The sequence below is a fragment of the Aquimarina sp. AD10 genome (assembly GCF_003443715.1).
GTDB lineage: Bacteria > Bacteroidota > Bacteroidia > Flavobacteriales > Flavobacteriaceae > Aquimarina > Aquimarina aggregata.
The window spans coordinates 5500447-5527288 of the sequence record NZ_CP031965.1; the positions used below are offsets into that span (position 1 = coordinate 5500447).

The following is a 26842-nucleotide window of genomic DNA, read 5'->3' on the forward strand; positions in this document are numbered from 1 at the left end:
AATATCAAAAACAAAGATACCAGAAGTTATGTTGAATCAAGCTTAGTTTTTGATACTTTTTGCCTTTAATAATGTAATAGGATTATGAGCATCTACAGTAATAGTATGTTCGGTTATGATCTTGTATTCAATATTAGCGCAGCTTCGTTTAAACTGTTGGATCGAATTTTCTTTTACGGCATTAATAATAATGGTAGTTGTGGGTTTTAAAAAAGATTGAATTTTTAAAAAAAAGTCTTCTAGTTTACCACCATGTCCCCCAATAAATATAGTATCGGGTTTTGGTAATTTATTTAGGTCTTGTTCTAAGAAATCTCCAATAATAGCTTGAATTCCAGGGGCTCCAAAACGTTTTTGATTTTCGTTGAGTATCGCTTTACATTCTTTTCTTTTTTCAAAAGCAATTATTTCTACTTCCGGGTTTTTTAATTTTGCTTCAATACTAATAGATCCAGTACAAAAACCAATATCCCAGAATACCGAAGAGTTTAAAATTTCTAAAAGATGTAATGTTAGTAATCGAATAGGCATTTTGGTAATCATTTTAGGCCTATTCTGTAATCCAACAAAGTCTTTATTTTTTATTCCGAAGTCTATAACACGATGATTTTTCTTTTTTAAAAGGACACAATTTAAGGGATGAAACTCTTTTTTTGCAGCTTCATATAATGATAACTCATGAAATTTTTCGTTATCGCCCTCTATATCCTCCCCAACAATAATATCATAATTTGTATAGCCATAATCAATCATACGTTTCGCAATTGCTGCTGGGTTTTTCTCTTGGTCGGTAAGTACACCGATCAATTTGTTTTGTTGGATTATACTGACATCAAATGTTATCCATGTTCTGCCATGAACACTAACTGTTTGCAGTTGATTACTATTGGTATTTGTTGCATTTGCTAGTAATTGAATAGCACTAAAATAGGGTTCAATTATGATTTCAGTATTTGGATATTTGTTTTTTAACGTGTTTGCAAATCCATAAAACAGCGGGTTTCCCGACGCAAAAATGATAATGGGGGCTTCTACTTTTTCATAGGTTTTATAAACCTCTGACATCGGAGATTGAATATATATCCATTGATGATTTTCTGGGAGACTGTGCTTAACCAATTCATAATGGCGTTTTCCTCCACTAAATATGTGATGTTTTAGAATAATTTGTAGCTGCTCTTTATTAAAATTAGGCGCTTTATTTCCAATACCTATAATATGAAAAGTCATAACGATATTTGTATATAGCTTTAGTAATTTAGGAAGGATTATATTGCTCTTCTACAACTACTTCTTGTCGCATTTTTTTTCTATCCCATTTCCTAAGCTCTAACTCAGGTTGGTTATAAAACATATCTGTATACCCAAAACATAAATAACCTATCAATTGATTTTCAGATGGTGCATGAAGTACTTTTTTAACTTTTTTTGGGTCTAAAATGCTTACCCACCCCATTCCGATATTTAAAGATCTTGCCATAAGCCACATGTTCTGTATGGCACATACCACACTATATTTTCCCATATTCGGCATACTGGTTTGACCTAATACGGGCCCCTTTTTAGGTTTGTAAAATACAGCGATATTTAAAGGAGATTCTATAATCCCTTCTAATTTAAGTTTTATATACTCTTTTTGCTTTTCCTCTTCGAATAATAGAGCCGCCTGAGCAGTTTCTTCAGAAAATGTTTCTTTTATTGCACGTTTGGTTGCTTGATCTTTGATGAGTACAAATTCCCACGGTTGAGAAAATCCAACAGAAGGGGCAGAAAATGCAGCTTCTAGTATCGTATCAATTGCTGTATGAGGAATCGGGGTACTCAAGAAACGATTTCCACGAACATCTCTTCGATGCATTAAAATTTCTTTTAATAATTCTTGCTCATTTTTATCAAACAATCGTTGCGAGTGTTCTATCATAATGCCACAGATTTAACTTCTTCAAGGGTAAAAGCTGCATTTACAATAGCAGCAGCAAAATTGCTTCCTCCTCTTTTTTCTGAAATTAGCGCATAAGGAGTATTTGTTATCGTTTTTAAACGTTCTTTAGATTCAATTACATTAATAAATCCAACTGGGGCTCCAATAACACCGGTAGGGGATAGTATACCTTCATGAATTTGATCTGTTATCTCAATTAATGCTGTAGGCGCATTACCGATAACAAATAACGCTTTTGGATATTTTTTTGCTGCTAATTTTATACCAGCTTGTGTTCTTGTTAATCCCTCTTTTTCAGCTAAGGTTAAAGCTTCTGGATCATTTAATAAACAAACGACCTGATTATTGTATTTATTGGTATATGCCTTTGTGATCCCAGCTTGTACCATAGTTACATCGGTTACAATGGTGCCTCCATCTTTAAGATATTCATGCCAAATGGCAATAGCTTTTTCTGATGTATTTATATAATTGATATACTCAAAATCTCCTGATGTATGAATACATCGAATAGCTGCCCAAAGTGCATCTTTTTGTAATGTGTTTGGGGGGATATTATTAAGTATTTCTGTAAAACTGGCCTGTTGGATCTCTAATCCTGTTTCTGGTTTTCTATTTAAATATCCTCTGGGGGTAATTAAATTGTCTTTATATCTAAACGTTTGACTATTCCCAATAAGCACCACACAAAACATATCAACATCATTAATATCTAGGTTTTCTAATGTGGTGATTTTAATATGTTCTTCTGTTCTTCCTAATTGTTTACAAATAGCAACGGGGGTTTCTGCATTGCGATATTCTAGGTATATATCTTTTAAAGCCTTAAGTTGCCAATACCTTTTCTTACTTCTTGGGTTATATAATCCGGTAACAAAATCTCCTATTGCAGCTGCCCTAATACGATTTTCAATAGTGGTCCAAGGGGTCATTAAATCAGACAAAGAAATACAACAAAAATCATGACCTAAAACAGCTCCTAATTTACTGCCGGCTGTAATAAAAGCAGAAATACCAGGTACAGTTTCTACAGGTATTTCTAATTGCTGCTCTGCAACTTTTTGATATACAATTGATGCCATAGCATAAATACTGGCATCTCCTGAACCAATAACAACAACAGATTCTCCTTCTAGGGCATGTTGGATTGCAATTTCGGCTCTTTTTTCTTCTTCGCTAAGTTCTTTTCCTATACATAGTGCATTAGGCTGCACCAAATGTTGTATAAATTGAAAATAATAATGATACCCAATGAGTACTGTAGCCTCTGAAATTGCTTTTGTAGCCATGGGAATAATATAGTCTGAATGTCCAGGGCCTAGCCCTACAACTTTGATCATTTCTTAATAATTAATAATGAGAAATATGGTATTTCTCTATGAGTCAGTTTGGTTAAATCTGAAGTAATATATTCTTGATTGGTTCCTAAGCGCTCGCAATAGTAGCAGTTCCAATCTTTTTTTGCTAATTCTAACCGAAAATTATTCCATCCGGATCTTATTTTCATTAATATCACAGTGTCAAATACTTCAAAATACTTAGTGATTTCTGAAATTTCTTTAATTCTTGGGATCACAGCAATCTTATCGTTTAATAGACTTAAGGGTACTAAATGTTGCGCAGCACCTAGCGAAAAAGAATTGATTCCCGGGATCAAAGAAACTGGTAATTGTAAATCTTGAAGTTCGGTCAATAGATATGAAAAAGAAGCATATAAACTAATATCTCCTTCACATACGATAGCTATTTTTTTTCCTAAATGGTAAGCTTCTTTAATTTCTTTTGCTGTTTGAGCATAGACTGTAGAAGCTTGTGTTCTATCACTTGACATTTTTAGAAAAAAACCTTTAAGTTCTTTCTTCTCTAACCCATGATATTGTAAAATAGGAAATACATAACTTTTTTTAGTACCCTTTGTGATAGATCCAGGATAAAAAATAAGATCGACTTCTTTTAAGATGCGTAATGCTTTTAAAGTCAAGAGCTCTGGATCTCCGGGACCCAAAGCAATGCCATAGATGGTTTGCAAAATTATGTTGTTTTTTTCTTTTTTCTTTTATACAAAAAGAGTTGCCATTTTTCTTCTGCTACTCCTGCTTTATCCATTTCTGCTCTGGCCATAGTAAAGAATAGGTCTGATAATCTGTTAATATAGGCCACCACGTACTCTTCTACAGATGATGGATCTTCATGCATAAGGGTTACAAGTCTTCGTTCTCCTCTTCTAATTTGCGTGCGGCATACATGGCATAGTGCCGAAATTTCATTACCTCCAGGCAATAAAAAATAATCAGAAGGAGAACTGATCTGTGCTTCCATAGCATCCATCCATTGTTCGCAAAAATCGGCTCCGTCTACAGGTTTTGGGTTGGTGTTTTCTTTTTTAGAATTAGAAGGTCTTGCCAAATGTGACATCATATCCATTAAATCCTTTTGAATTTTATGTAGATTTTGTTGCCATTCATGATCATTTTCTAGCTTAGACCTTAGTAACCCAATGGTAGAATTAGCCTCATCTAATGCTCCATTACATTCTATGCGGGCAGAGTCCTTATATTCTCTTTTTCCTCCAAAAACTCCGGTCATACCGGTGTCTCCTTTACGTGTGTATATTTTCATAAACTTAAGCCTCTATAGGTGTCGTTAGTTTTGCTTCTAATGCCTGTTGTAATTTATCTTCTTCTATTTGCTCACCAATAATTACGAGGCGTGTTGCTTTTAGCTCACCTTCATTCCATCTTCTATCAAAATAGTTTTCGAATCGATCTGCTACTCCCTGAACAATCATACGCATAGGTTTTCCGGGTACGTGAATGATCCCTTTAATTCTATAAATGTGATGCTCTTTTACAAGAGATTTTAATGTTTTAATTAATATCTCTGGCGTATGTGGGATTGCTACATTAATAACGATAGAATTGATCTTTTCATCATGTTCATGATCGTGATGGTGGTCGTGCCCGTGCTCATGATCATGATGGTGATGCGTTTCATGATGAGAATGTTTGCTATCTACATGATCTTCGGCTTTAGCATCGATTCCTAGTAGTACTTCAGTAGGAATATTTCCTTTTACTGCAGAAATTAGCTTAATATTATCTCCTACTCGGTTTTGTATAACATCACGGACTTGAATATATTGTTCTTCATTAATCAGATCAGATTTTGTCATGATGATAAGGTCTGCACAAGATAATTGATCTTCAAATAGTTCTTCGATAGAAGATTCGTGATCTAGGTTCTCATCATCTAGTCGTTGTGATTGCACTTTATCTCGATCGCAAATTTCTCCTGTAGCTTGACCAACGCAATCTACAACGGTAATCACTGCATCTACTGTTATTTGAGGTTTAAGGTCAGGCCAGTTAAAAGCTTTTAGTAGAGGTTTAGGCAACGCTAAACCAGATGTTTCTACAATAATATGATCGATATCCTTTTTACGCTCCATTAACTGTAACATCGTCGGTAAAAATTCTTCTTGAACTGTGCAACACAGACAACCGTTACTTAACTCTAATATGTTTTCTTCTTCACATCCGCAGTCATTTCCTTTTAGGATTTCACCGTCCATTCCTAGTTCACCAAATTCATTCACGATGATAGCTAATCGTTTCCCGTTAGCGTTTTTTGCAATGTTATGTATAAGGGTTGTTTTGCCCGATCCTAGAAAACCTGTAATGATCGTTACAGGTATTTTATGTGTGTTTAAAGCCATAGTATTTTTATCAAAATGATTCTAAACAAAACTATTTATTATAGTTTAAAGGAAAAAAGAAATTTGGATATGTTTATGATATAATTGATAAAGGCTATGTATAGTTCTTTAAACATGTATGAGTTTCTTTTTTATTGTAAAGCTGGTTTTACAATTTTTATGACTTTTTCTCTTTTATGGTATTAAGATTTTAAGAGAACAAAACATAAATAAATGTTGAATAATGTAATTTCATTTCTATATATCGAGAATTATCGATATATTTATGTGTATGAATTTAAAATTAGCAACAGAAATAGGAAAATGTTTATCTAATAACCCTAGGGTACAAATTCTAGAATGGTTGAAAGAACCTGAAAAACATTTCCCCCCTCACGAGACATTAAAGCACTTTAATGATGGGGTTTGTGTAACCTATATTCAAGAAAAAGCAGGGCTATCACAATCTACGATTTCTACGTATCTGGCTAATATGGAAAAATGCGGTTTGTTAATCATAACTAGACACGGCAAATGGTCATACTTTAAACGAAATGAGGAATTAATTAGACAATACACTGAATTTCTCCTGTAATGTTTTAAGTCATTATATAAAAAATATCAATCATCAAATTAACAGTTTGATGTCGCAAGAAGCTATTTTAATTTAAAAAACAAATTATGAAAATACTAGTCATTGGTGGTTCGGGAACCATTGGTAAAAAGATTGTAGAGTTTTTTTCAAAAGAGCATCAAGTTATTGTTGCAGGTAGAAGTTCTAAAGATTACCCAGTAGATATCGCAGATACCAAATCCATCAAAGAATTATATAAAAAAGTAAAAGAAACAGGAAAAGTAGATGCCATAATATGTGCTGCAGGTGAGGCAAAATGGGCTCCGTTTAAAGATCTTTCTGAAACTGATTTTCATATAGGGTTAAGAAGTAAATTAATGGGGCAAGTAAATGTAGTTAGATATGGACATAAATGTTTGAAAAAGAAAGGATCTATAACACTTACTACAGGGATACTGGCCGATGATCCCGTATATCAAACCACTAGTGCCGCAATGGTTAATGGGGGTATACATAGTTTTGTGCAAGCTGTAGCTATAGAAATGAGGAAAAAAATAAGAGTAAATGTGGTGTCATCTGGTGTGGTTGTAGATGCATATCATAAATATGAAAGCTATTTCCCTGGCCATCCTCCTATCCCTATGGAGAAAATGATAATGGGATACAGAAAAAGCGTTAGCGGTAGAGTTAATGGTGAGGTTATTAGAATATATTCTTAAGAGCATTAATGCATAATAAATCAATATTTATAGATGGAAAAGATAGTAGTTATAGGCGGTGGGTTAATGGGAAGTTCGGTCGCATGGAAATTAGTTGATCGTGATGCAAAAGTAGTAATGATCGAACAACAAGGTCAGAACTATTTTAAAGGATCAAGTATTGGAAATACGGGTATTGCTAGAAGTTTGGGCCCGAAAAAAGATGTGTTTTCATATGCTCATAATAAAACGATCCAAGAAGTTGCTAGACTACTCGAGTATTTAAATGAAGAAGAACCAAAACAACAACATACCATAGATGAAATTTATTCGACATCTCCTGTTTCCTATCTTTATCATAAAAACGAATATGCCAAAATTGAAAAATTAAGATTTAAAAAACAAAAAAAGGATTTTAATAGAGCCTCGTCGAGTTCTTCTTTTAGAAAATTTGGAATGTCGATTCCTGATGATACAATTTTAGTTCGAGAGAAAAGACAATATTCGGGGACTTTAAATCCAACCGAGTTATTAAAAAAACTGCGTTCGGGAATTGAAAAAAAAGGAGGAGAGATAAAGTATGAACATCAGGTAGTTGGGCTTGTAAAAAAAGATGACATTTTTGAAGTAAGCGTTTTGAATATGAAAACACAAAAAATTCATAAACTCAAAGCTAAAAAAGTTGTTGTTTGCTCAGGAGCATATACGGTAAACGTACTCAAAGAGTTTGCCCCTTATTTTAATAAGATTATAAGCCCGAAAAAAGTTGTGCTATCGTTTTTTAAGATTACCGATGATCGTTATGGGCAGTTGTCCGAAGTAGAGAAAGAAGCATTATTTAATAGTCTACCATTCTTTTCTCAAATAAAACAAGAGTATTTTGCAATGATATCCGAACTTAAAGAAGGAGTTTCTCCTATAATAAAAGCTGGGGGGCATCAAAGAAGACGAAATATTCATGACCTAGAAAAAATCTGGGACGAAAAGCCACAAAAGAAAGAACTAAAATGGATAAAAAAACAGTTTAAGAAACACCTGGAAATGCTAGAGATCTATGTGTCAAAAAAGGATATTGAAGAAGTTAAAAGCTATAATTGTGTATATTCAGAGACAAGAACAAAAACACCTATAGTTACTCATATTTTTAATAAGTATGGAGTTCTTGATACAAATATAGCGGTTGTTGGAGGAATGTCAGGTATCGGTGCAAAAGGCTGTTTGTGCTATGGTCTATTAGCTTCTGATCTACTATTAGGAAAAAATGACAAACCTGATAAGATGTATAAAAAAATGACCAAGGCATTTGGTAATCCATCTGTTAATTTATATACAAAAAGAATAAAACCAGGAAGATTGTTTTGAGTTTATAATGAGATTTTTTTTTAGAAAAATTTGGATAGTTTATCAAACCAAAAACTAACCAAATCAATGAAAATTAGGATACAAGTTAAAGCGGATGATTTAAATTTATTTATTATGATTATGAAACTTGAATTAGGTCAAGAGTTTTATGTTAAATCATAACCGTATTAAGTAATAAAGTTTGTTTTGTTAGGTTTGCTAACGAAATAAAAGCATAGCAGAGCACTAATTAAAAATAAGATAAACATACAATGACTGGAGAAACAGATATTTCTAAACTAATAAAAGGAATGACTCCTAAATTAAACAAAGGTGAATACGTGTTTTCGACAGTAACTAACCTTAATAAAATAGATAGAGCAGACACTATTTGTGAATTTAAAGAAAAAGAAGGGACTACTATTGTTATTGAAAGAAAAAAAGCAAACGAATTAAACCTAAGTTATGATTATATTGCTTCTTGGATTACGCTTATGATTCATTCATCTCTTGATGCAGTAGGTTTAACCGCCATATTTTCTACAGAACTAGCAAAAAATGAAATTAGCTGTAATGTAATAGCAGGATATTATCATGACCATATTTTTGTTGACAAAAAAGATGCTGACCAAGCAATTCGTGTTTTAAGAGAATTGTCTGAAAATCAAAAATAAAATCGGTTGACAGCAGTGATTATGAATCATAAAAGTTTTTACACTTACCTTAAGATTTTGTATTTATTAAAATCCACCAAATCTTTTAATAATCTGTTTGAGATGTAATATGAATTTATAAACTATGTATGTAATTTGTTAGTACTATTCTTAATTCTTTGTTTTTTTAAACAGATAGCCATGAGTTCATATTTGAAATCTACCCTTTAGTGTAGCATTTAATCACTAATGGAATGGTAATTTTGTAATAAACCCCATTATATGAAAACTAGATATAGTCGAAATAGAATATACCTGAATGCGAATGAGCAAGAAACCATTAAGAATTATCCAATAATTTTAGGAGGTTGCGGCATAGGAAGTGTGATAGCCGAGTGTATATTACGGCTTGGTTTTGAAAATATTACTATTATTGATGGCGATCAAGTAGAATTGTCTAATCTAAACCGTCAAAATTATACTCAAAATGATGTCTCTATTGATAAAACAGAAGCAATTAAAAACAGATTAAAATCTATTAATGAGAATGCGACTATTACCGTTCATAATTGTTTTTTGACTACAGAAAATGTTGAACAGTATATCAAAGGACATAAAATAGCTATTAATGCCTTGGATTTCACTTCTGAAGTACCTTTAGTCTTTGATAAGATTTGCCAAGAGAATAATATCCCTATTTTGCATCCGTATAATTTGGGATGGGGTGGATTAGTTACTGTAATTGCGCCTAATGGATTGGCATTAAATACAATAGAAAAATTTGATGAAAATTTTAGTGAAGTAAATATGGTAGAATATGCGTCTAATTATTTAAAATTTTGGGGAACACCTCATACTTGGATAGACGATATTATAGAAAAATATAAAAACGAAGAAGAGAGTTTACCTCCTCCTCAACTGTCTATAGCATCATGGACGGTAGCTGGAATGTGCGCACATTTACTTTTTAATATTGCTACTAACAAAGAGTACAAGAAATTCCCCGAATTCTACTTGTCTACTATAATGAATAACTAAATTAACTTATTATTTGTAGCATGTGCAATGGCTTCAGAAATGTTAACTACCTCTAATTTTTCAAATAATTTTCTTCTATGAAATTTTACTGTATCTGGTGAAACAAATATAGCTTCAGCAACTTCATTTATCGTATATCCTCTTGTAGAGTATTGTAGTATTTCTTTTTCTCGACTTGTTAATTTTATTTTTTCTGTATTCGTCCAGAAATCACCTTCCAAGTCATATTTAAATACTTTATTATCTCCTTTTTTGTAAATCTTTATATTTCCCGAATTATGCTCAGCAGAAAGTGAAATAATACAAATAGATTTCCATATTTTGCCATCTTTAGTCAAAAACAAAGGAGTTAGTTTTTGATTGATTAAAATCTTCTTTCCTTCTTGATTTTTGAGACAATAGTCATAAGATATAGTATGGTTCTTTCTTTCTTCTAGAGGTATTTTGTCAAAAAAGTCAAACCCAACAGTGTTTATTTTTAAAAGAAGATCTAAATCAGGTTTTATGACATATTTAAAATAGAAAGCATACCCCATTTCTTTAACTTCTTGCGCAGTATGCCCACATAAAAATAACGGATTATCAGATACGTACTCAAATTCTTTTTTATGATAATCAATAACATAAATACTCTTATAAGTTGTTCTAGCAAATGCCTTTATTGGTTCTAAATAATTAGCAGTTTGTTTGTGCTCATCATTAGAAATGTTGTTAACTGTGTTTTTAAAATGAAAAAAATCGTTTATATCTTCCATAAATAAAATATCCTCTAAAACAAAGATATACTTTTTTAATCGAGAAGGATAATCAAACTACACAAAAGTGTAGTTCTTTTATAGATCCCTCATTACTACCTTTTTGTGTAATGATGAGGCTGTTTTATCTAGATAGCTTTGACAGTAAAATATTTCAATATGATACTCACACAAACCTATTTAGAAAAGCTTGGATCAGATCAAATATTAAATTTGGCAGAATTCATTGTTACAGAAAATTTTAACCATCATTCAAATCAAATTTTACCAAAAGATTACAGAAAAGATGTACGTTCAATTTATGATGAAGAAGTAACATATTATAACAATTCAGAAATTTATGTTACTAAGGATTGTATAGGATCAATTTTAGGAGCTATTCGTGTCTTAAGGTGGAATTATGTAGACACCTTACCTCTTCAAAAGATTTTTAGAATTAATCCATTATTGTGCATTAATCAAACCAATATAAATAACATTTTCCATATCGGGAGGTTTGCGATAAAAAAAGGAGTACGCGATATTAACTTGTTTAAGCAATTAATGGTTTGTGCTATAGCTCCTGTTTGTCAACATAAAGACAATATAGTTTTTGCAGAATGTGATGGAAAATTACTACGAATATTGTCTTTATTAGGTATAAAAGCAACCATTATAGGCAAGTCTATAGATTATTTAGGATCAGAAACTATTCCAATAGTAATGGCATATGATGGATTAATAGATTTTTACAATAAAAATAAGTCATTAGCCTCTGTTCGCAAGTCAACGCCTCAAGTAGAATCTTCAAGACTACCCAAAAGTGTAGTTTTCAATGCTCCAGCATACAACTACTCTTTAGTGTAGTCAAAATTGAAACAGTACGCATTAATTTTGAGATATAGATATACAAATTATATGAAAGATACAATCATCATAGCACTCCTAACATTAACAAGCTGTTTAGCTTATACTCAGACGTATCAAGGGATCGTTAGAGATTCGCAAAATAAGGCAATAGCTTATGCTAATGTGATTGTACAGAATGCTACTGATGATTCGTTAATTACAGGAGTTATAACAGATGAAGAAGGAAAATTTAATGTATCAGTTAAAACAGATCTACCTTTTGTTTTACTAATTAGTTTTATTGGTTATGAAAATTGGAAAAAACAAATAACCATACATGAAGATACAGATTTAGGGATCATTTCTTTAGTAGAAAGTAATAATCAGTTAGACGAAGTTGTTATTAGGGCCGAGAAAAAACTGATTGAACGAAAAGTAGATAGGTTAATATTTAATGTCGAAAATTCAATTGCTGCAAGTGGTGGTGATGCACTGGATGCATTAAAGGTAGCGCCACGAATTAGGGTTCAGAATGACGAGATTTCTATGATAGGAAAAAGCGGAATGAGGGTTCTAGTAAACAATAAACTTATACAATTAGCAGGAGATGATTTATCTAATTTTCTAAAAACAATTAGAACAGATGATATAAAAAGTATCGAAGTAATTACTAACCCACCTGCAAAATATGCTGCAGAAGGTAATAGTGGATTAATAAATATTAACTTAAAGAAAGCGAAGCTTAATAGTTGGAACACCTCATTACGTTCATCGTATCAACAAGCAACTTATCCAACAGGCAACGTAGGAGTAGGATTTACGTATCAAAAAAATAAATGGTCTTTATTTTCTGATGTTAACTATTCTAACGGATCGATAGCTCCTTTAAGAAGAAATAAAATATCTTATCCTGAACAGTTCTGGAATGAACGAAGCAATCGACGAGATTACAAAGATCTTATTGCCTATAAATTAGGGACTAATTATCAAATTTCAGATAAAACAAGTATAGGTGTTCAGTATATAGGAAATTATGGCAAACCAGATATAGTCGAAAATAATAGAGCAACGCTAACCAATAATTTAACACAAGAATTAGATTCTTTAATTAGCACGAGAGCAAGAACGAATAGAGAGAAAAAATACAATTCGATCAATACAAATTTTACCTATACTATTGATTCAATTGGTAAGATACTCTCGGTAGATATTGATTTCTTTAAATATCAAAATAATGATAATAGAAATGTGTCATCAAATAATTTCTTAGGTGATGGTTCTTTAATAACGGATTCCTTTTTTTCTGCTCAAAATATAGGAAAACAAGATATCACTAATTATTCTGCGAATCTTGATATGGAACACCCATTAAAAAATATAAGCCTTAATTATGGAGGGAGGCTATCGTTTTCTGAAACAGATAACAAGGTTGTCTTTAATGATTTGTCGTCGGGAGTTTCTGTTTTTGATCCTTCTCAAAGTGACGAGTTTAACTACACAGAAAATACCCAGGCACTATATTTCTCAGCCCACAAAAATTTTGGAGATAAAATAGAAGCAAAAATAGGCGTGAGAATGGAAAATACTGAAATTAAAGGGCAGTCTATTGTATCCAACCAAACGAACAATAATTCGTATACAGAATTTTTCCCAACGGCTTACCTATCATATGTACCTAGTGATATGCATACATTTTCTCTAAACTATGGTAGACGAATCGATAGACCTACATTTAGTTGGCTAAATCCCTTTAGGTGGTATTCTTCTAACTTTTCATTCTCTGAAGGAAACCCTAATCTAACACCTTCATTTACTCATAATATCGAGTTGGATTATACCTATAATGATAACTGGATTAATTCATTGTACTTTTCTAGCTTAGAGGACGGTTTTGAGTATGTTACGATTGTAGACGAAACAACAAATACACAACGGTTGTTTGCACAAAATTTTATAAAGACAAATATAATAGGACTTTATGAAATGATATCATTCGAACCATTTAAAGGAGTTTCTACAAGCCTAGTGATGAATGTATATTACAGTGACTCCAGATCAAGTATACCTGTAACAAATCAATCACTAACAGGATGGAATTTAGAGAGCTATATAGGAAGTGATTTTGTACTTCATAAAGACAAAAAAATACTTTTTAATGTATCATATATATTGGCTTCTGATGGAGTGGATAATTTAGACAGGAACACTGCTCTATCACAATTAGATGCATCATTAAAGTTTTTCTTACTAGATAAAAATTTACAAATAACCTTATCAGGAAATGATATTCTTAAAAGTAATCAACCTGAATATAAAGGGTTCTCAAATAACTTAAGAACAAGCTTCAAAAACTATTATGATACCAGAAATTTTAGAGTATCTCTGGTATACAATATTGGTAAAAAAATAGATGTTGAAGAACGTGAAATTAAAAACGAAGAAGAAAAAGATAGAATTAATTAAGAAATACTTGCAAGTAAGACCAAAGAAGAGCTCTTAAGTCTTTAAACTAATGGGCCAACAAACTATTAATTTATAAATTTTTTAAACATGAAAAATCAAAAATTTGATGTAAAAGGCTTCTTAAATGTAAAAACTCTTTCTCCACTAGAAGAAACTCAAGTAAAAGGAGGAACAGATAAAGTGAAAGTAAAAGTAAAAGTGAAAATTAAAGCTGCGGCTTAATTAACTTTTCTGAAATTATTATCACTAGAACTAAGGAGTGTAAGCACTCCTTAGTTTTACATCTAACTTAAAATTAATGAATTATGGATACGTTAATCGAAAAAGAAATAAAATTTAATGAGAATTGGTGGGACGATTTTTGCTTGAAAAACGAAAATTTTACAAAAACGAGTGTAATTGAAAATGCTTTAAGTGATATCGATGTAAAAAAACTAAGCATAGAGGTTCTAAATATTTTGAAAAATATGTTTGAGTATAATGTTAATGTAGAGGGTTTTCGTTTTTATTTAGGAGATGAGGAACAAAATGAAAATTACATTAAAAAAAATATATTCAACAACCCTCCTTTAGAAAATGAAGACATTTTAGCATATTCAGAAAGAGTGTTTAAAGGTGAGAAATTTGCTATTATCATGAATTTTACCGAAAAGTATTCGAATGAAATGGCAAAGATAATTAGAGAAAAAATAGATCCGCTAATCCAAAAAAAGGGATACCCGTTATTAGGCCTGGACGGAACTATTTTTATTGGAAATTATGAGTATACTCCTTTAGGAATACATCAAGATAGAAGAGGAGAAAATGTAATACATTTTCACTTAGGACCAGGAGATAAAATTATGTATAACTGGGAAGATGACGTTTATGCAAAATATGCAGATTCAAAGCCTAACAACCCTAATATAGAACCGTTACTACAGCATGCGCAAAAATATCAGTTTAAAACAGGAGATGTGTATTATATGCCCTGGAATAAATGGCATGTAGGGTATTCAGGAGAGTTGTCTTCAGCTATTACATTATGGTTTAATAACCCTACTAAACAAACATACACTGAAGAAATGTTTAAATCATTTACGTTACAATACATTAATGAAGATGATTCTATTCTAAGTTTAGATAGTGATACCAGTAATGTTAAACCTTTATTAGCAGTAGAGAATATTCAAAAAGATAATACCCTTTTTGATGTTTTAAATTATGTTAGTGAAGAATATAGATTAGCAATTCTAAGCAACGGGGGATGGTCTGGTTTACCCACAACCTTATCATTAGAAAAAGTCTTTGATTTAGAAGAAGACTATATCATGTTAAAAGATAAAAAAATCAGTACTCCCAATTTCTTCAAAATATATTTCACAAAATACGAGGATGAGTTAACTTTTTTTGCCAGAGGTTATAAAATGGAAATAAAATATCATCCTGAACTAGAAAATATCATTAAAAAATTGAATACTCATGAAGTATGTAGTGTCGATTCTTTAATAAAAGATCTTTCAAAAGATTGGCCCATAGAAGCTAGCCTTTATTTTCTGGCTTTGCTATACGATAAAAAAGCAATTGAGATTATTGAATAACAGCCAAAAGAAAATCCTATGATTAGTTTTAGTATTTCGGCTAAGAATGACGGAGCCAATGTAAAGTTAGTTAGTACAAATAAAAAATTTGTATTCACTTCTACTTTCAAGAAAAATAAAAAAGAAGAAATAGTTTCTTATTTAGAAAATGCGATAGGCGTGCCTAAAGCAGACGACACCAACATAAACATAACTATCGAAAATCCTTATGGGGTTAGTATAATCTTAAATGATCAATCAATAAAAATAAAGTTGAAGAGTACCAAAAACGATACTGGTATTACAAAAGAACTGGTAACAAAATTAAATACTATTGTTAAAGATGTATCAAACATTATTAATAGTTAAACCGGTATTACATTCAAATTTATACTAAAGAGTATACCATAATTAGGATTATGTTTCTGATAATTAATAACTCATAATTTCATCTAAAATATATTTTTATGTCTTTTCAATTCACGCATCAGCATGATAATATGGATTGTGGACCTGCTTGTCTAAGTATGGTTGCCAGTAGTCATGGAAAAAATTATCCTTTAAAGTATTTAAAAGAAAATTCTTCGATTACTCGAGAAGGTGTGTCTTTAAATGGAATAAGAGAAGCAGGAAATGATATCGGGTTTGATGCTATAGCGACCAAATTAAATATCGAAGAACTTAAAGGACGAAAAGATTATTTTCCTGCTATTCTTCATTGGAATCAAAACCATTTTGTAGTATTAAGAAGAGTCTCTAAAAATATATTTACCAATAAATACTATTACCATATTGCAGATCCTGCACATGGCTTAATTAAACTTTCAGAACAAAAGTTTTTAGAATCTTGGTACTCTGAAGACGAAGACGGAATAATTTTATTTTTAATACCGAGAGAAGAGTTTTATGAAAAAGAAGTTGTCGAAAAAGAAGAAATATCAATTAAATATATTTTAAGCTTTCTTACCCCATATCGCAAACAGCTAACCTATATGTTTTTGTTATTACTGTTTGGTAGTGGTTTAACCCTAATTTTTCCTTTTTTAACGCAAATGTTGATCGATAAAGGAGTTAATGCTAAGGATATTGATTTTATCTTTATAATTCTTTCGGCTCAGTTGGGTGTGTTTTTAGGAACTATTACTATAGATATTTTTAGAAACTGGTTAATGCTCTACATTGGAACAAATTTGAGTATTACTATTATTTCAGATTTTATAAAAAACATTTTAAAACTTCCCATTAAGTTTTTTGATACAAAAAAGAAAGGAGATTTTATACAAAGAATACAGGATAACGAACGAATAGAAGAGTTTTTAACCTCTCAAAGTTTAACCACGTTCTTCTCGATTATAACTTTTGTTGTGTTTTTTGGAGTGTTTATATATTATGATTACAAAATATTTGTTGTCTACCTTTTTTTAACAGTAATATCTGTTATGTGGTCCTTCTTTTGGCTCAAAAAACGTAAACGGTTAGATTATTATAGATTTCAACAAAGAAGTCAAGATCAGGAATCTATTTATGAAATCATCAATGGTGTAACAGAAATGAAAATCAACCAATTTGAAGATTTTAAACGATTAGAATGGGAAAAAATTCAAAAAAAACTGTTTAACCTTAATATCAGGATTCTTAGAATAAACCAAATACAAATTTCTGGTTTCGAATTTATTAATCAATTAAAAAATATAATTGTAACCTTTTTAGCAGCAACTTTTGTGGTCGAAGGTAAGATGACTTTAGGAGCATTATTAAGTGTGTCTTATATAATAGGGCAAATGAACTCACCAATTGATCAGTTAATTAGTTTCTTTCGCTCTTTGCAAGATGCCAAATTAAGTTTAGAACGATTAAACGAAGTCCAAAATCACCCAACAGAAGAACAAGACGATCAAAAAAAGCTTCAAAATATAGAAGCGATAAAAGAAAATGGCATAAAAAAGGGGATACGATTAGTAAATGTTAGTTTTAAATACGGAACAGCAATAGCACCAAATATTTTAGAAAACGTAAACCTATGTATTCCCGAAGGAAAGGTAACGGCAATTGTAGGAGCTAGTGGTAGTGGTAAAACTACGCTAATGAAATTGTTATTACGTTTTTATAATCCTAATAATGGTAAGATATTTTTTAATGATACAAATATACTCGACCTATCTCCAAAAAGTATAAGAGAAAACTGCGGAGTAGTCATGCAAGATGGTTACATTTTTTCTGATACTATAGAAAGAAACATCGCTACAGGAGACACCGATATAGATTATAAAAAGCTTGCTTATGCACTTAAAATAGCCAATATAGAAGAGTATATAGAATCTCTGCCATTAAAATTAAAAACAAAAATAGGAGCGGCTGGCAATGGCATTTCTGGAGGACAGCAACAAAGAATCCTTATTGCCAGAGCTATATATAAAAATCCGAGGTACATATTTTTTGATGAAGCTACTAGTGCCCTAGATGCAGAAAACGAAAAAATAATTCACGATAATTTACAAGGTTTTTTTAAGAATAGAACAGTAGTGATCATCGCACATAGGCTATCAACGGTAAAAAATGCAGATCAAATTATCGTTTTAAAGAAAGGCGGCATTGTAGAATATGGCAATCATCAAGAACTGGTAAGTACCAAAGGGGATTATTATAGTTTGGTGAAAAACCAATTAGAGCTTGGCTCTTAAAAGAGTGTAAGAGAGGAGTATCAATGAATATAGCAACTATGATGAAGAGTAAAGACCAGAGTAAACAATGCTGTTAAAACAAAGCCTTAAAAATAAATTGATCATTCGTTTGCAATAAAAATGATGTGTTTTTTATTGTAGAATATCCCTGACTATTTTTAGTTGGGGATTTTTTTACAGGATTGTGGTTTGCCGTAAAGAAGTAAAAATAAATGTAAATATATTCACGGATGTAAATACTAAAAATATGTTTCTAGTAAACATAGTGAATTGTTATCTGAAAACGCTAAAAAAAATAAATGGGATTTACAAAAGCATTATATTATCCAACTATTGATATTCAAAATTCTGATTGGGCAAAGTCGGCAGTGTTATTTTGGGATAACATTCAAACGATTGTTCCTGAATCTATTAACACGCCATATAAGAATAGGGTTTCTAAAATCCTGAATGATGAAGGATTATTAACACCGCATTTTGTAAATCCTGACCACAATGCAGTTCGAGACTTAGCTTCTGATGTCACAAATTTTCTTGAAACAAATGAAGGATTTGATTTTTTGGTAAGTGGACGTGATAACGGTTCTTCAATTCATGTGGAAAAATTACCGAGAGAACTTAAAAAATTTTCAAGAATACACCGTGAAAAACTACCTTATGCAATAAAAGTTTTATTAGAGGATCAAATTCATCGAAATGGATGGCTCGAAGTTAATAGTGTGTTTGTAGGATTCTATATGACACTACTTGCAAATAAAATTTGTGAAAGAGAAAGGCTGGTCTTATTGACAGACAATTCAATCGCTTCCAAATTAACAGACAAGGCCAAATTAGATAATCAAAGAAAAATCGTAGGTAGATCAAGGCAATGGGATTATGATAGAAATGAAAATACAACATTGCATTTGAGCCAAGGAATTTTATCTAATCTTATTTTAAAAGGTATTAGATTTTCACCTGATACTAAAACAGAAGATATTATTAAGTTTAAAAGGAAACACAAAGATGAATTAGGATTATTTCGCATTAATCTTGAGAAGCTTGTAAGTGATATTCCTGATGACATTCCATTTGAAACTTTACAGCAGAACATAAAGGATATTTACACAAATGAGTTTGAGCCATCATATAATAATTTTAAAAAAGCACTAGATGGTTTTAAACTAAAATGGATAAATGACCACGTAATGAAGGTAGCTTTCTTTAAAACGGGAACAGGAGCATTGCTACCTTACCTTTTAGGCGTTACCATTCCGCAAGCTTTGTTTGCAGGTATTGGTATTTCAATTGTGACATCTGCAATATCATATAATGAAGCAAAAAAGACAATGCTAAGAGAAAATCCATACTCATATCTTGTATCAGCGGAAAAAGAATTGAATAAAGAAGATTTTAGAAAAGCATTAACGAATAGAATATATTAATCAAAAGCCAGCAGATAACACTGTATAACAAATCATAACACCCTGTGGGACGCTACGCTTGGTATACTTGCTGTTGTAATTATTTTCCAAATTTAGGGGTAACATTTTAGAAGAATAAGGTACTTAATAATGTAAATTATTTATAAATAAAATGGAAATGAAGAAAAGAGTATTATTTATTACATTACTAGTATTGAATTTAGGACTTAATGCACAAACAAAAATTGGATTTAACATAAATGACGCTTTTGATGTATCAGGTAATTCAGTAGCACATTATGGTATGTCACGAATAAGTGGAACGGGATATCATTATGTTGGTTTGTCAGGATACTTTGGACTAAACTTTTATACAGAAGGTAAAGAAAGAATCAAAATCTCGCGAAATGGTAATGTTGGAATTGGAACGTCTAATCCTAAAAGTAAGTTTCACCTTTACAGAGGAATATCTGGGGGTAATCCACACGGCTTTTCAGCATTAACAGTGGAGGGTTCTGACCATTCAATGATATCCATATTAACTCCAAATAATAAAACAGCCTACTTTGGTTTTTCTGATGCTGAAGATGATTATGTTGGAGGAATGCAATATGAACATTCTACAAATAGATTAGTATTTAGAACTAATAACCACGGAAGCGATTTAATTATTAATAATAATGGAAATGTTGGTATTGGGACATCTAACTCAGAATGGAAATTAGCTGTTAATGGAAAAATCAGAGCAAAAGAAATCAAAGTAGAAACTGGATGGTCTGATTTTGTGTTTTTTAGGGATTATAAACTACCAACACTTCAAGAAGTGGAAAGTCATATAAAAGAAAATGGACATTTAAAAGACATTCCTAGCGCAAAAGAGGTGGAAAAAAATGGGATTTATCTTGGTGAAATGGATTCTAAATTACTTCAAAAAATCGAAGAATTGACCCTATATACAATTCAACAACAGAAAGAAATTGAAAGTCTTAAAAAAGAAAATAAAGAAGTAAAATTACTAAATAAAAAACTTCTTGAACTACAATCGAGACTGGAAAAACTGGAATCTGAAAAATAAACAAGCTTATAAAAATTTGTATAGTGTTATGCATCCTTCGGGATACAGATGCATCATATAAGAGCCGTTACTAAGTTTTAATAAAAAGGGATAAAAATTAGATTATGAAAAAATATGTAAATAAAGTTGTTCTTGTCTTTTTGAGTGTAATAATGATAGCATGTAATAGTAGTGATGAAGAAATTAAAATAAATGATTTTAAAGGGTTTTATAAAATTAAGTCCATTTCTAGTATTATTCCTGTTGATTTAAACAACGATGGCTTAAAGTCTAATAATTACCTTCAAGAAATTAAATCAAATTATATTTCTTATAACGGAGAGATAATAAATTATGCCTATAATAACGAATTGAGGCATAATTTTGCTGAAGCTAGACCTACTAGATATCAATCAAATAATACTACCCAATTTTTAGATATTCGATTTCCAATTCAACGAATAGATTCAATTTATCAAGGAAATAATAACTTTGTTAAAATGAATATGGAATATCAAAAAATGTCGACTGGATTTATTTATAAGCTAATAAATAGTAACATTGAAATAGAAGCTGACCCTTTTAATCAATTTGAGTTTTTTAATATTAACAATTTCAAAATAAATAGAATTAATAATATTGAATTTGAAATTATGTTTGATTTTAATATTTATGACTTCTCAGAAAATGATTGGATTGAGAGTAAGCTTATTGCCAGATATGAAAAAATGAAAGAATAAAACCTATACTAATATTGCGCACAAGCCCCAGTTATCCTTAGTCTTTTTACTAGTATAGTAAAAGCATTCTTGGTTTTTAAAAAAAATACATATTTATACTTGTTGTGATCCCAATGATACAAAGTTCGAACTTTTTAACTGATTATTTAGATAGTGTTTTTAATCATGTAAAAGAGTATAAAGCCTTAATGAAAGCTTGCTAAGACTATTCTGCCTGAAAATATTTTGACTCTTATGTAACTTTTGGAGAGAATAAAAAATAATGGTTTTGTACCCTGTGCTTCTTATCCTATTCATTCGAAAAGCAAGGAATAACATCTTCTTCAAAGTAAGGTTTTTGATTTGCCCAAAACATATAATTAACCTTCAAAAAATATTTTGCAAAAGAATTTAGCATTGGAACAAAATTTCTTCTATCCTTTTTACCGTTGTCTTTATTTTCTTCATAATCTTTATCAGCCCCCGTTTTACTAATATAATTTCCGTCTTGAATCGCAATTCCAAGAGGAACTGTGAATTTTCCTTCGTGCATTTGTGCAAGAGCATGATTCAGCTGTCCTTTTCTAGTAACCATTAAATCAGGTCCACCAAGTCCAACACCAATGTCTTCTCCATATTTGTAAATGCTTTTTAAATATCCTTTGTCGTCAAATGGTAGCCATTCTCCAGGAATAAAATTAGCGTATATCATCGTTGTTACATTTGGAAATGCTTTTTTAACTGCTAACATATTATTTTTAATTCCCTTAAGATAATTTGCTTCGGTAAAACTAGGATCTGTTTTACTACTAACTCCAATAGCTGTCTCCTGAAGATTAATTCCTTCTATTTCCTTATTAAACTCATTTCCTAATGCCATAAGTAATATTGCAAAACGTTCTTGAACTTTTTTATTCCATCTTTTAGCTGTCCAGCCTTCGGGTTCTCCATCATCATTATATTGAAAAACTGCACCTCCATCATATTCATTAGTCAACAAATAATTTGGAACAGCTTTATATCTTTTATCAAATGTGACATCTTGTAACTGAATAAAAAGTTTTTTTCCATACTTTTTTAGATAGGCTATATCTTCTTTAATTATAGAAAAATCGTATTGCCCTTTTTTAGGTTCTAATTCTTTCCAAGAATACATTATCTGTGCTCCTTGAAACCGAGGTATGAATAATAATGGATGTTTTGTAATTAATTCTCTATCTCTTGAAAAATACACAAAATGTCGAATACTATCTTGGGGTATTGGACAAGTGAAATTAATATATTTTTTATAGGCATCTTTATATTTTTCGGATGGGTTTCTCTCATTTTGTGCATTTAATGATATACATATAAATAGCAAAAGAGAGGAAGTGAAAAAACGTTTAATTTTCATTTAGGTATTCAGGTTTTGTATTGAGTAGAACAATTGTATAAAGGATATATATCCTTTATTTCCTGAATATAAAAGTAATAATAATCAACAAAAAAGCGAGACAATATTGTCTCGCTTTGGTAAAAATTGTCTTGTTGTGACCTCGTAAGAATCGCTATAATGAGGTACCAATGTTAAAATATAGTATCTATCATCAAAAACTCATTAATGATGATGAAGTGATACTTGAAGAGCCTATACCATCTAAACAACGACCAAAAAATAAATTGATTGTTCGTTCGCTGTAAAAGTGTGCATTTTTTATTGTTGAGTAAGCCCTGACTTTTTGAGTTGGGGTTTGTTTTTTTGATGATTGCGGATTACCGTAAAAAAGTGAAAATAAATGTAAATATATTCACGGTTGTAAATACTAAAAAAGTATATATATAATTTAATTATCACGATGTATGTATACTTTAATAATGAAAATATGTTCACTAGTGAACATAGCGAATTGTTAGCAGTAAATTAAAAAAACTATGGCAAAACCAAGAATATTTCTAAGTTCCACATTTTATGATTTAAAATATATCAGAGCGGAACTTGATCAATTTATAGAGAATTTAGGTTATGAACCTATTCGTAATGAAGAAGGAGATATTCCGTATGGTAAAGAAGAAGCTTTGGAAGAATATTGCTATAAGGAAATAAAAAACATTGATATTCTTGTATCAATAATAGGTGGTCGATTTGGGTCTGAGTCAAAACGAAGTGAAAAATCAATTTCAAATCTTGAATTAAAAATAGCCCAAGAAGAAAGTAAACAAGTTTATATTTTTATTGAAAAAAATGTTCTGGCTGAATACGAAACGTATCTTTTGAACAAAGACAAGGATATATCCTTTAGACACGTGGACGATATTAGAGTTTATAAGTTCATTGAAGAAATAAAATCTTTACCATCAAATAATAATATCAAAGGTTTTGAAACAAGTGCAGATATTCTTCACTACTTACAAGAACAATTTGCAGGTTTATTTCAAAGATTTTTACAAAATCAATCGCGATTCAAAGAAGTAAACCTTGCTTCAAAATTAGAAAACACCTCTAAAACGTTAAATCAACTTGTCAATTTTCTAAGTGAGCAAAATAAAGAGAATGCCGAGGAAGTAAATCGAATTTTAATGATAAATCATCCGCTTGTAGGTGAATTAAGAGAAAAATTAAAAATAGATTACCCTATTTATATTGAAGAAATGATGGACGTTGACCAATTAGTGCGAGCCAAAAATTTTGCAGGTATTGATGATACAGATAAGTATTGGATGTGGGAAAGAGAGTTTAGAGGAGAGAAATTGACTTTAGGAATTTCGAGAGAATTATTTGACCAAGAAGATAAGTTAAAATTCATTAAAAAATCTGATTGGATAGATGAATATATTATTACGAAAAGAGAGGAATACGATGAATTACCTTTCTAAAAATCTACTGCTAACACGGTGTATAAAACATAGCTATTAAGTGCTAAATCGATAGGTCTTTACCAATTTGCGAAGACCACCAAATTTTTAAATTTGTCTTTTAAGATTGATAAGTTAAAAACAAAATATAAAAATTCGGCTCTGTGTTAATTCGAAAAGTTCGTGTCTTTTTACACGCTACTTTTCATACACAAGTCCGTTGGGTGTAATCCCTCATAGACTTCAAAAAAGTCTTCAGTATGTATGCGAACGTAAAAATGAGCAGAAAAATAAATAAATGTAAAATATTGATAAACAGTAAATTATTTTTACGTTAGTCAGAATGCAAAAGAACCGCAAGAATTAATCAATAAACAAAATGACAATCAACAATAATATAATTGTTAAAAATTACAAATGCTTTGATTCTATTGAAGGTGGCGGATTCGATAAAATACTACCGATTAATTTAATAATTGGAAAAAACAATTCAGGAAAAAGCAGTCTAATCGACTTAATTCAATTTTTAATTGATAGTAATGATACTTTTAAAAAAACAGGAAGAGATTCTAAAGCTCCTGAAATTTTAATTGAACACACCTTGAACGAATCAAATATCTCTCGGGTTTTTCTTTCAGGAAGAAGTGGTGGCGGAATACCTGCAAGAAATTTTTTTGAATATGGAAAACGATTTATAGGAAAAAAGTACACTTACCGATATACAGGTGAAAATCAAAAATCTTTTGTGAGCTTAGATGCTGAATTTGTTAACCAAGCTCAACAAATGATTAATGGTTTGGCTGATAGTGTAGAATTTCCTTTTACAGGTAAATCATTTTGTAATATTTCAGCCGAAAGAGATGTTAATCCTGAGCAATCAAATGCCGAATTAAAATTCTCTTCTAATGGTATTGGAGCAACTAATACTATTCAACAAATATTGAATAAAACTGATAAAAACAGTAGCTTAATTGAAAAAGAGCTACTTGAAGAACTTAATATCATAATTAATCCTGACATATGTTTTACCAGAATTTTAGTCCAATTAGATGACCAAAATAAATGGGAATTATTCTTCGAAGATGCGAATCAAAAAAGAATCTCTCTTTCAAAAATGGGAAGTGGAATAAAAACTGTCTTACTAGTCTTACTTAACTTAATTGTCAGACCACAAATTGAAAACAAGAACCCAAGTTCTTATGTATTTGCTTTTGAGGAACTAGAAAATAATTTACATCCATCATTACAAAGACGCTTATATAATTATATAAAAATATATTCAAAGAAACATTCTACGTATTTTTTCCTTACTACACATTCAAATGTTGTAATAGATTCATTTGGAACAGACAAAAATTCTCAACTAATTCACGTATCAAATGATGGTGATAAATCAATAACAAAAACAGTTTTATCATATAGTGGCACAAAGCATATTTTAAATGATTTAGGCTTAAAAGCAAGTGACATTCTTCAAAGTAATGGAATCATTTGGGTAGAAGGACCAAGTGATAGACATTTTATAAACAAATGGATTGAGATTCTCTCACCAGAATTACAAGAAGGTTTAAACTATGTAATAATGTTTTATGGAGGTCGATTGCTATCCAATTTGTCTTTTGATTTCGAATGGTTAAAAAAAGAAGTTATTCCTCTTTTAAAAATAAATCACAATGCTTACGTAGTAATAGATAGAGATGGTAAAATGATAAACACTAAGCTTAACGAAACAAAAATTAGAATTCAAGATGAAATTGGAGAAAATAGATGTTGGATAACAAAAGGCAGAGAAATTGAAAATTATTTATCTGACAAAATATTATCGGTTTGGCTAAAAGAAAAGCATAAGTATCAATTCGAAATAAGTAATGATAAAAACACAAAGCTAGAAGAAAACATACTAAACGCGAGTGATAAAATAAAACTAAAATATAACTTAAATAAGACAATCTATTCTTCAGAGATTTCTGAATATATAGACGCAGATTCCATAGATGTTTTGGATTTAAAACAGAGATTAAATGAATTAATAGATGTAATAAAAGATTGGAATAAATAAGTACTATCCCCAACACTATATATAGTAAATTGGGCGATTAGTGTTTAATCCAAAGCTTGTTATCTATTTGTGAAGTCGCCAAATCTTTTGATTTGGTATTAAAAAAGAAAAATTAAAACAAAATACAAAAGATTTGGCTTGTGGTTATACAGAAAACAACTCCTTGTTTTCTGCCCAATTTGCCATGTATTTAACGTTGTGCGTCATTAACTAACTCAAAAATATCAATATTGCTGTTTTTTATCAGCATACTTACTCTTTTAATTGCTTATATATTATTAATATCTGGATACGATAGGATGAGTAGTAAATTACAGGATTTAATTGATGGTAAAGTTGAAGAGTTTACTGTAAAAGAAACTGTTGGTAGGGTTGATAATGGTTATAAAATAATGTTGTTTTTATCATTATTATGTTTCATTGGAGGAGCAATATTTTTAAGTGTATTTTTGTTTGGTTTTTGACAGGCAATGGTTAGAAAAAAAGACACATTCTTTCTTCTATTAAAACCTATATTTTTTATTTTCAACATTATCTATCATTGATATT

At 30.6% G+C, this 26842-nt stretch carries 25 protein-coding genes; 17 read left to right on the top strand and 8 right to left on the bottom strand.

The features are described from left to right. Nucleotides 1-42: 42 nt before the first annotated feature. Genes cbiE through cobW form a run of 6 tightly spaced genes read right to left on the bottom strand, consistent with a single transcriptional unit; the run spans nucleotide 43 to nucleotide 5657 of the window. Nucleotides 43-1230: a precorrin-6y C5,15-methyltransferase (decarboxylating) subunit CbiE gene (gene cbiE / locus D1816_RS22880; protein ID WP_118505857.1), complete on the bottom strand. Its 1188-nt coding sequence runs from the start codon at nucleotides 1228-1230 to the stop codon at nucleotides 43-45. Between the two features lie 28 nt (nucleotides 1231-1258). Further along, nucleotides 1259-1921, bottom strand: a complete 663-nt coding sequence (gene bluB, locus D1816_RS22885) for a 5,6-dimethylbenzimidazole synthase (RefSeq protein ID WP_118505858.1) — start codon at nucleotides 1919-1921, stop codon at nucleotides 1259-1261. Continuing rightward, a complete protein-coding gene (gene cobJ, locus D1816_RS22890; protein WP_118505859.1) occupies nucleotides 1918-3282 on the bottom strand; it encodes a precorrin-3B C(17)-methyltransferase in 1365 nt (454 codons plus the stop codon). Before cobJ ends, bluB begins: the two co-directional genes overlap by 4 nt. Continuing rightward, a complete protein-coding gene (gene cobI / locus D1816_RS22895; protein WP_233565288.1) occupies nucleotides 3279-3971 on the bottom strand; it encodes a precorrin-2 C(20)-methyltransferase in 693 nt (230 codons plus the stop codon). Before cobI ends, cobJ begins: the two co-directional genes overlap by 4 nt. Before the next feature lie 2 nt (nucleotides 3972-3973). Beyond that, entirely contained in the window at nucleotides 3974-4561 is a 588-nt protein-coding gene (locus D1816_RS22900) for a cob(I)yrinic acid a,c-diamide adenosyltransferase (RefSeq protein WP_066314239.1), read from the bottom strand. A 4-nt stretch (nucleotides 4562-4565) separates the two neighbouring features. Then, nucleotides 4566-5657, bottom strand: a complete 1092-nt coding sequence (cobW, locus tag D1816_RS22905) for a cobalamin biosynthesis protein CobW (RefSeq protein WP_118505861.1) — start codon at nucleotides 5655-5657, stop codon at nucleotides 4566-4568. Between the two features lie 271 nt (nucleotides 5658-5928). Here cobW and D1816_RS22910 point away from each other — a divergent pair, with 271 nt between their 5' ends. From D1816_RS22910 to D1816_RS22930, 5 genes are all read left to right on the top strand, one after another. After that, the gene (locus tag D1816_RS22910; protein ID WP_066314235.1) at nucleotides 5929-6231 is read left to right on the top strand and encodes a helix-turn-helix transcriptional regulator; all 303 of its coding nucleotides are present in this window, start codon (nucleotides 5929-5931) and stop codon (nucleotides 6229-6231) included. A gap of 86 nt (nucleotides 6232-6317) precedes the next feature. Then, on the top strand, nucleotides 6318-6929 hold the full coding sequence (locus D1816_RS22915) for a short chain dehydrogenase (protein ID WP_118505862.1): 612 nt from the start codon (nucleotides 6318-6320) through the stop codon (nucleotides 6927-6929). Nucleotides 6930-6962: 33 nt separating this feature from the next. Then, nucleotides 6963-8270: an FAD-binding oxidoreductase gene (locus D1816_RS22920; RefSeq protein WP_118505863.1), complete on the top strand. Its 1308-nt coding sequence runs from the start codon at nucleotides 6963-6965 to the stop codon at nucleotides 8268-8270. A gap of 251 nt (nucleotides 8271-8521) precedes the next feature. After that, nucleotides 8522-8923, top strand: a complete 402-nt coding sequence (locus tag D1816_RS22925; protein WP_118505864.1) for an ACT domain-containing protein — start codon at nucleotides 8522-8524, stop codon at nucleotides 8921-8923. 261 nt (nucleotides 8924-9184) lie between these two features. Continuing rightward, the gene (locus D1816_RS22930) at nucleotides 9185-9940 is read left to right on the top strand and encodes a ThiF family adenylyltransferase (protein WP_118505865.1); all 756 of its coding nucleotides are present in this window, start codon (nucleotides 9185-9187) and stop codon (nucleotides 9938-9940) included. Here D1816_RS22930 and D1816_RS22935 read toward each other — a convergent pair. Beyond that, entirely contained in the window at nucleotides 9937-10695 is a 759-nt protein-coding gene (locus D1816_RS22935; protein WP_066314227.1) for a response regulator transcription factor, read from the bottom strand. The genes D1816_RS22930 and D1816_RS22935 overlap by 4 nt on opposite strands. A 159-nt stretch (nucleotides 10696-10854) precedes the next feature. On the opposite strand from D1816_RS22935, the gene D1816_RS22940 reads away from it, so the two are divergent. The 9 genes from D1816_RS22940 (at nucleotide 10855) to D1816_RS22975 (ending at nucleotide 21423) form a co-directional block, all read left to right on the top strand. Beyond that, nucleotides 10855-11541: a hypothetical protein gene (locus tag D1816_RS22940; RefSeq protein ID WP_118505866.1), complete on the top strand. Its 687-nt coding sequence runs from the start codon at nucleotides 10855-10857 to the stop codon at nucleotides 11539-11541. A gap of 51 nt (nucleotides 11542-11592) precedes the next feature. After that, on the top strand, nucleotides 11593-13986 hold the full coding sequence (locus D1816_RS22945; protein WP_118505867.1) for a TonB-dependent receptor domain-containing protein: 2394 nt from the start codon (nucleotides 11593-11595) through the stop codon (nucleotides 13984-13986). Between the two features lie 87 nt (nucleotides 13987-14073). Then, entirely contained in the window at nucleotides 14074-14208 is a 135-nt protein-coding gene (locus tag D1816_RS26220; protein WP_255420533.1) for a hypothetical protein, read from the top strand. Between the two features lie 83 nt (nucleotides 14209-14291). Then, nucleotides 14292-15566: a hypothetical protein gene (locus D1816_RS22950; RefSeq protein ID WP_066314222.1), complete on the top strand. Its 1275-nt coding sequence runs from the start codon at nucleotides 14292-14294 to the stop codon at nucleotides 15564-15566. Nucleotides 15567-15584: 18 nt separating this feature from the next. After that, on the top strand, nucleotides 15585-15914 hold the full coding sequence (locus D1816_RS22955; RefSeq protein ID WP_118505868.1) for a hypothetical protein: 330 nt from the start codon (nucleotides 15585-15587) through the stop codon (nucleotides 15912-15914). Nucleotides 15915-16012: 98 nt separating this feature from the next. After that, the gene (locus tag D1816_RS22960) at nucleotides 16013-18226 is read left to right on the top strand and encodes a peptidase domain-containing ABC transporter (RefSeq protein ID WP_118505869.1); all 2214 of its coding nucleotides are present in this window, start codon (nucleotides 16013-16015) and stop codon (nucleotides 18224-18226) included. Nucleotides 18227-18525: 299 nt separating this feature from the next. Then, nucleotides 18526-19650: a DUF6236 family protein gene (locus D1816_RS22965; RefSeq protein WP_118505870.1), complete on the top strand. Its 1125-nt coding sequence runs from the start codon at nucleotides 18526-18528 to the stop codon at nucleotides 19648-19650. Between the two features lie 157 nt (nucleotides 19651-19807). Beyond that, the gene (locus D1816_RS22970; protein ID WP_147405085.1) at nucleotides 19808-20704 is read left to right on the top strand and encodes a hypothetical protein; all 897 of its coding nucleotides are present in this window, start codon (nucleotides 19808-19810) and stop codon (nucleotides 20702-20704) included. Nucleotides 20705-20808: 104 nt separating this feature from the next. Next, on the top strand, nucleotides 20809-21423 hold the full coding sequence (locus D1816_RS22975) for a hypothetical protein (RefSeq protein WP_118505872.1): 615 nt from the start codon (nucleotides 20809-20811) through the stop codon (nucleotides 21421-21423). Between the two features lie 289 nt (nucleotides 21424-21712). Here D1816_RS22975 and D1816_RS22980 read toward each other — a convergent pair whose 3' ends face one another. Then, entirely contained in the window at nucleotides 21713-22795 is a 1083-nt protein-coding gene (locus tag D1816_RS22980; RefSeq protein WP_118505873.1) for a hypothetical protein, read from the bottom strand. A 518-nt stretch (nucleotides 22796-23313) separates the two neighbouring features. Between D1816_RS22980 and D1816_RS22985 the strand changes: the two genes are divergently transcribed. The 3 genes from D1816_RS22985 (at nucleotide 23314) to D1816_RS25915 (ending at nucleotide 26757) form a co-directional block, all read left to right on the top strand. Further along, nucleotides 23314-24255: a DUF4062 domain-containing protein gene (locus tag D1816_RS22985; protein ID WP_118505874.1), complete on the top strand. Its 942-nt coding sequence runs from the start codon at nucleotides 23314-23316 to the stop codon at nucleotides 24253-24255. Between the two features lie 358 nt (nucleotides 24256-24613). Next, entirely contained in the window at nucleotides 24614-26293 is a 1680-nt protein-coding gene (locus D1816_RS22990) for an AAA family ATPase (RefSeq protein WP_118505875.1), read from the top strand. A 299-nt stretch (nucleotides 26294-26592) separates the two neighbouring features. Beyond that, a complete protein-coding gene (locus tag D1816_RS25915; protein WP_158597798.1) occupies nucleotides 26593-26757 on the top strand; it encodes a hypothetical protein in 165 nt (54 codons plus the stop codon). Nucleotides 26758-26842: the final 85 nt, after the last annotated feature.

Excerpts from the sequence above, each read along its gene's own strand:
- D1816_RS22985 (WP_118505874.1), top strand. The coding sequence starts at position 23,314 with ATGGCAAAACCAAGAATATTTCTAAGTTCCACATTTTATGATTTAAAA.
- D1816_RS22930 (WP_118505865.1), top strand. The coding sequence starts at position 9,185 with ATGAAAACTAGATATAGTCGAAATAGAATATACCTGAATGCGAATGAG.
- D1816_RS22915 (WP_118505862.1), top strand. The coding sequence starts at position 6,318 with ATGAAAATACTAGTCATTGGTGGTTCGGGAACCATTGGTAAAAAGATT.
- D1816_RS22935 (WP_066314227.1), bottom strand. The coding sequence starts at position 10,695 with ATGGAAGATATAAACGATTTTTTTCATTTTAAAAACACAGTTAACAAC.
- D1816_RS25915 (WP_158597798.1), top strand. The coding sequence starts at position 26,593 with ATGAGTAGTAAATTACAGGATTTAATTGATGGTAAAGTTGAAGAGTTT.
- bluB (WP_118505858.1), bottom strand. The coding sequence starts at position 1,921 with ATGATAGAACACTCGCAACGATTGTTTGATAAAAATGAGCAAGAATTA.
- D1816_RS22950 (WP_066314222.1), top strand. The coding sequence starts at position 14,292 with ATGGATACGTTAATCGAAAAAGAAATAAAATTTAATGAGAATTGGTGG.
- D1816_RS22920 (WP_118505863.1), top strand. The coding sequence starts at position 6,963 with ATGGAAAAGATAGTAGTTATAGGCGGTGGGTTAATGGGAAGTTCGGTC.
- D1816_RS22900 (WP_066314239.1), bottom strand. The coding sequence starts at position 4,561 with ATGAAAATATACACACGTAAAGGAGACACCGGTATGACCGGAGTTTTT.
- D1816_RS22940 (WP_118505866.1), top strand. The coding sequence starts at position 10,855 with ATGATACTCACACAAACCTATTTAGAAAAGCTTGGATCAGATCAAATA.
- D1816_RS22945 (WP_118505867.1), top strand. The coding sequence starts at position 11,593 with ATGAAAGATACAATCATCATAGCACTCCTAACATTAACAAGCTGTTTA.
- D1816_RS22980 (WP_118505873.1), bottom strand. The coding sequence starts at position 22,795 with ATGAAAATTAAACGTTTTTTCACTTCCTCTCTTTTGCTATTTATATGT.
- D1816_RS22910 (WP_066314235.1), top strand. The coding sequence starts at position 5,929 with ATGAATTTAAAATTAGCAACAGAAATAGGAAAATGTTTATCTAATAAC.
- D1816_RS22955 (WP_118505868.1), top strand. The coding sequence starts at position 15,585 with ATGATTAGTTTTAGTATTTCGGCTAAGAATGACGGAGCCAATGTAAAG.
- cbiE (WP_118505857.1), bottom strand. The coding sequence starts at position 1,230 with ATGACTTTTCATATTATAGGTATTGGAAATAAAGCGCCTAATTTTAAT.
- cobJ (WP_118505859.1), bottom strand. The coding sequence starts at position 3,282 with ATGATCAAAGTTGTAGGGCTAGGCCCTGGACATTCAGACTATATTATT.
- D1816_RS22975 (WP_118505872.1), top strand. The coding sequence starts at position 20,809 with ATGAAAAAATATGTAAATAAAGTTGTTCTTGTCTTTTTGAGTGTAATA.
- cobW (WP_118505861.1), bottom strand. The coding sequence starts at position 5,657 with ATGGCTTTAAACACACATAAAATACCTGTAACGATCATTACAGGTTTT.
- D1816_RS22970 (WP_147405085.1), top strand. The coding sequence starts at position 19,808 with ATGAAGAAAAGAGTATTATTTATTACATTACTAGTATTGAATTTAGGA.
- D1816_RS22960 (WP_118505869.1), top strand. The coding sequence starts at position 16,013 with ATGTCTTTTCAATTCACGCATCAGCATGATAATATGGATTGTGGACCT.
- D1816_RS22925 (WP_118505864.1), top strand. The coding sequence starts at position 8,522 with ATGACTGGAGAAACAGATATTTCTAAACTAATAAAAGGAATGACTCCT.
- D1816_RS26220 (WP_255420533.1), top strand. The coding sequence starts at position 14,074 with ATGAAAAATCAAAAATTTGATGTAAAAGGCTTCTTAAATGTAAAAACT.
- D1816_RS22990 (WP_118505875.1), top strand. The coding sequence starts at position 24,614 with ATGACAATCAACAATAATATAATTGTTAAAAATTACAAATGCTTTGAT.
- D1816_RS22965 (WP_118505870.1), top strand. The coding sequence starts at position 18,526 with ATGGGATTTACAAAAGCATTATATTATCCAACTATTGATATTCAAAAT.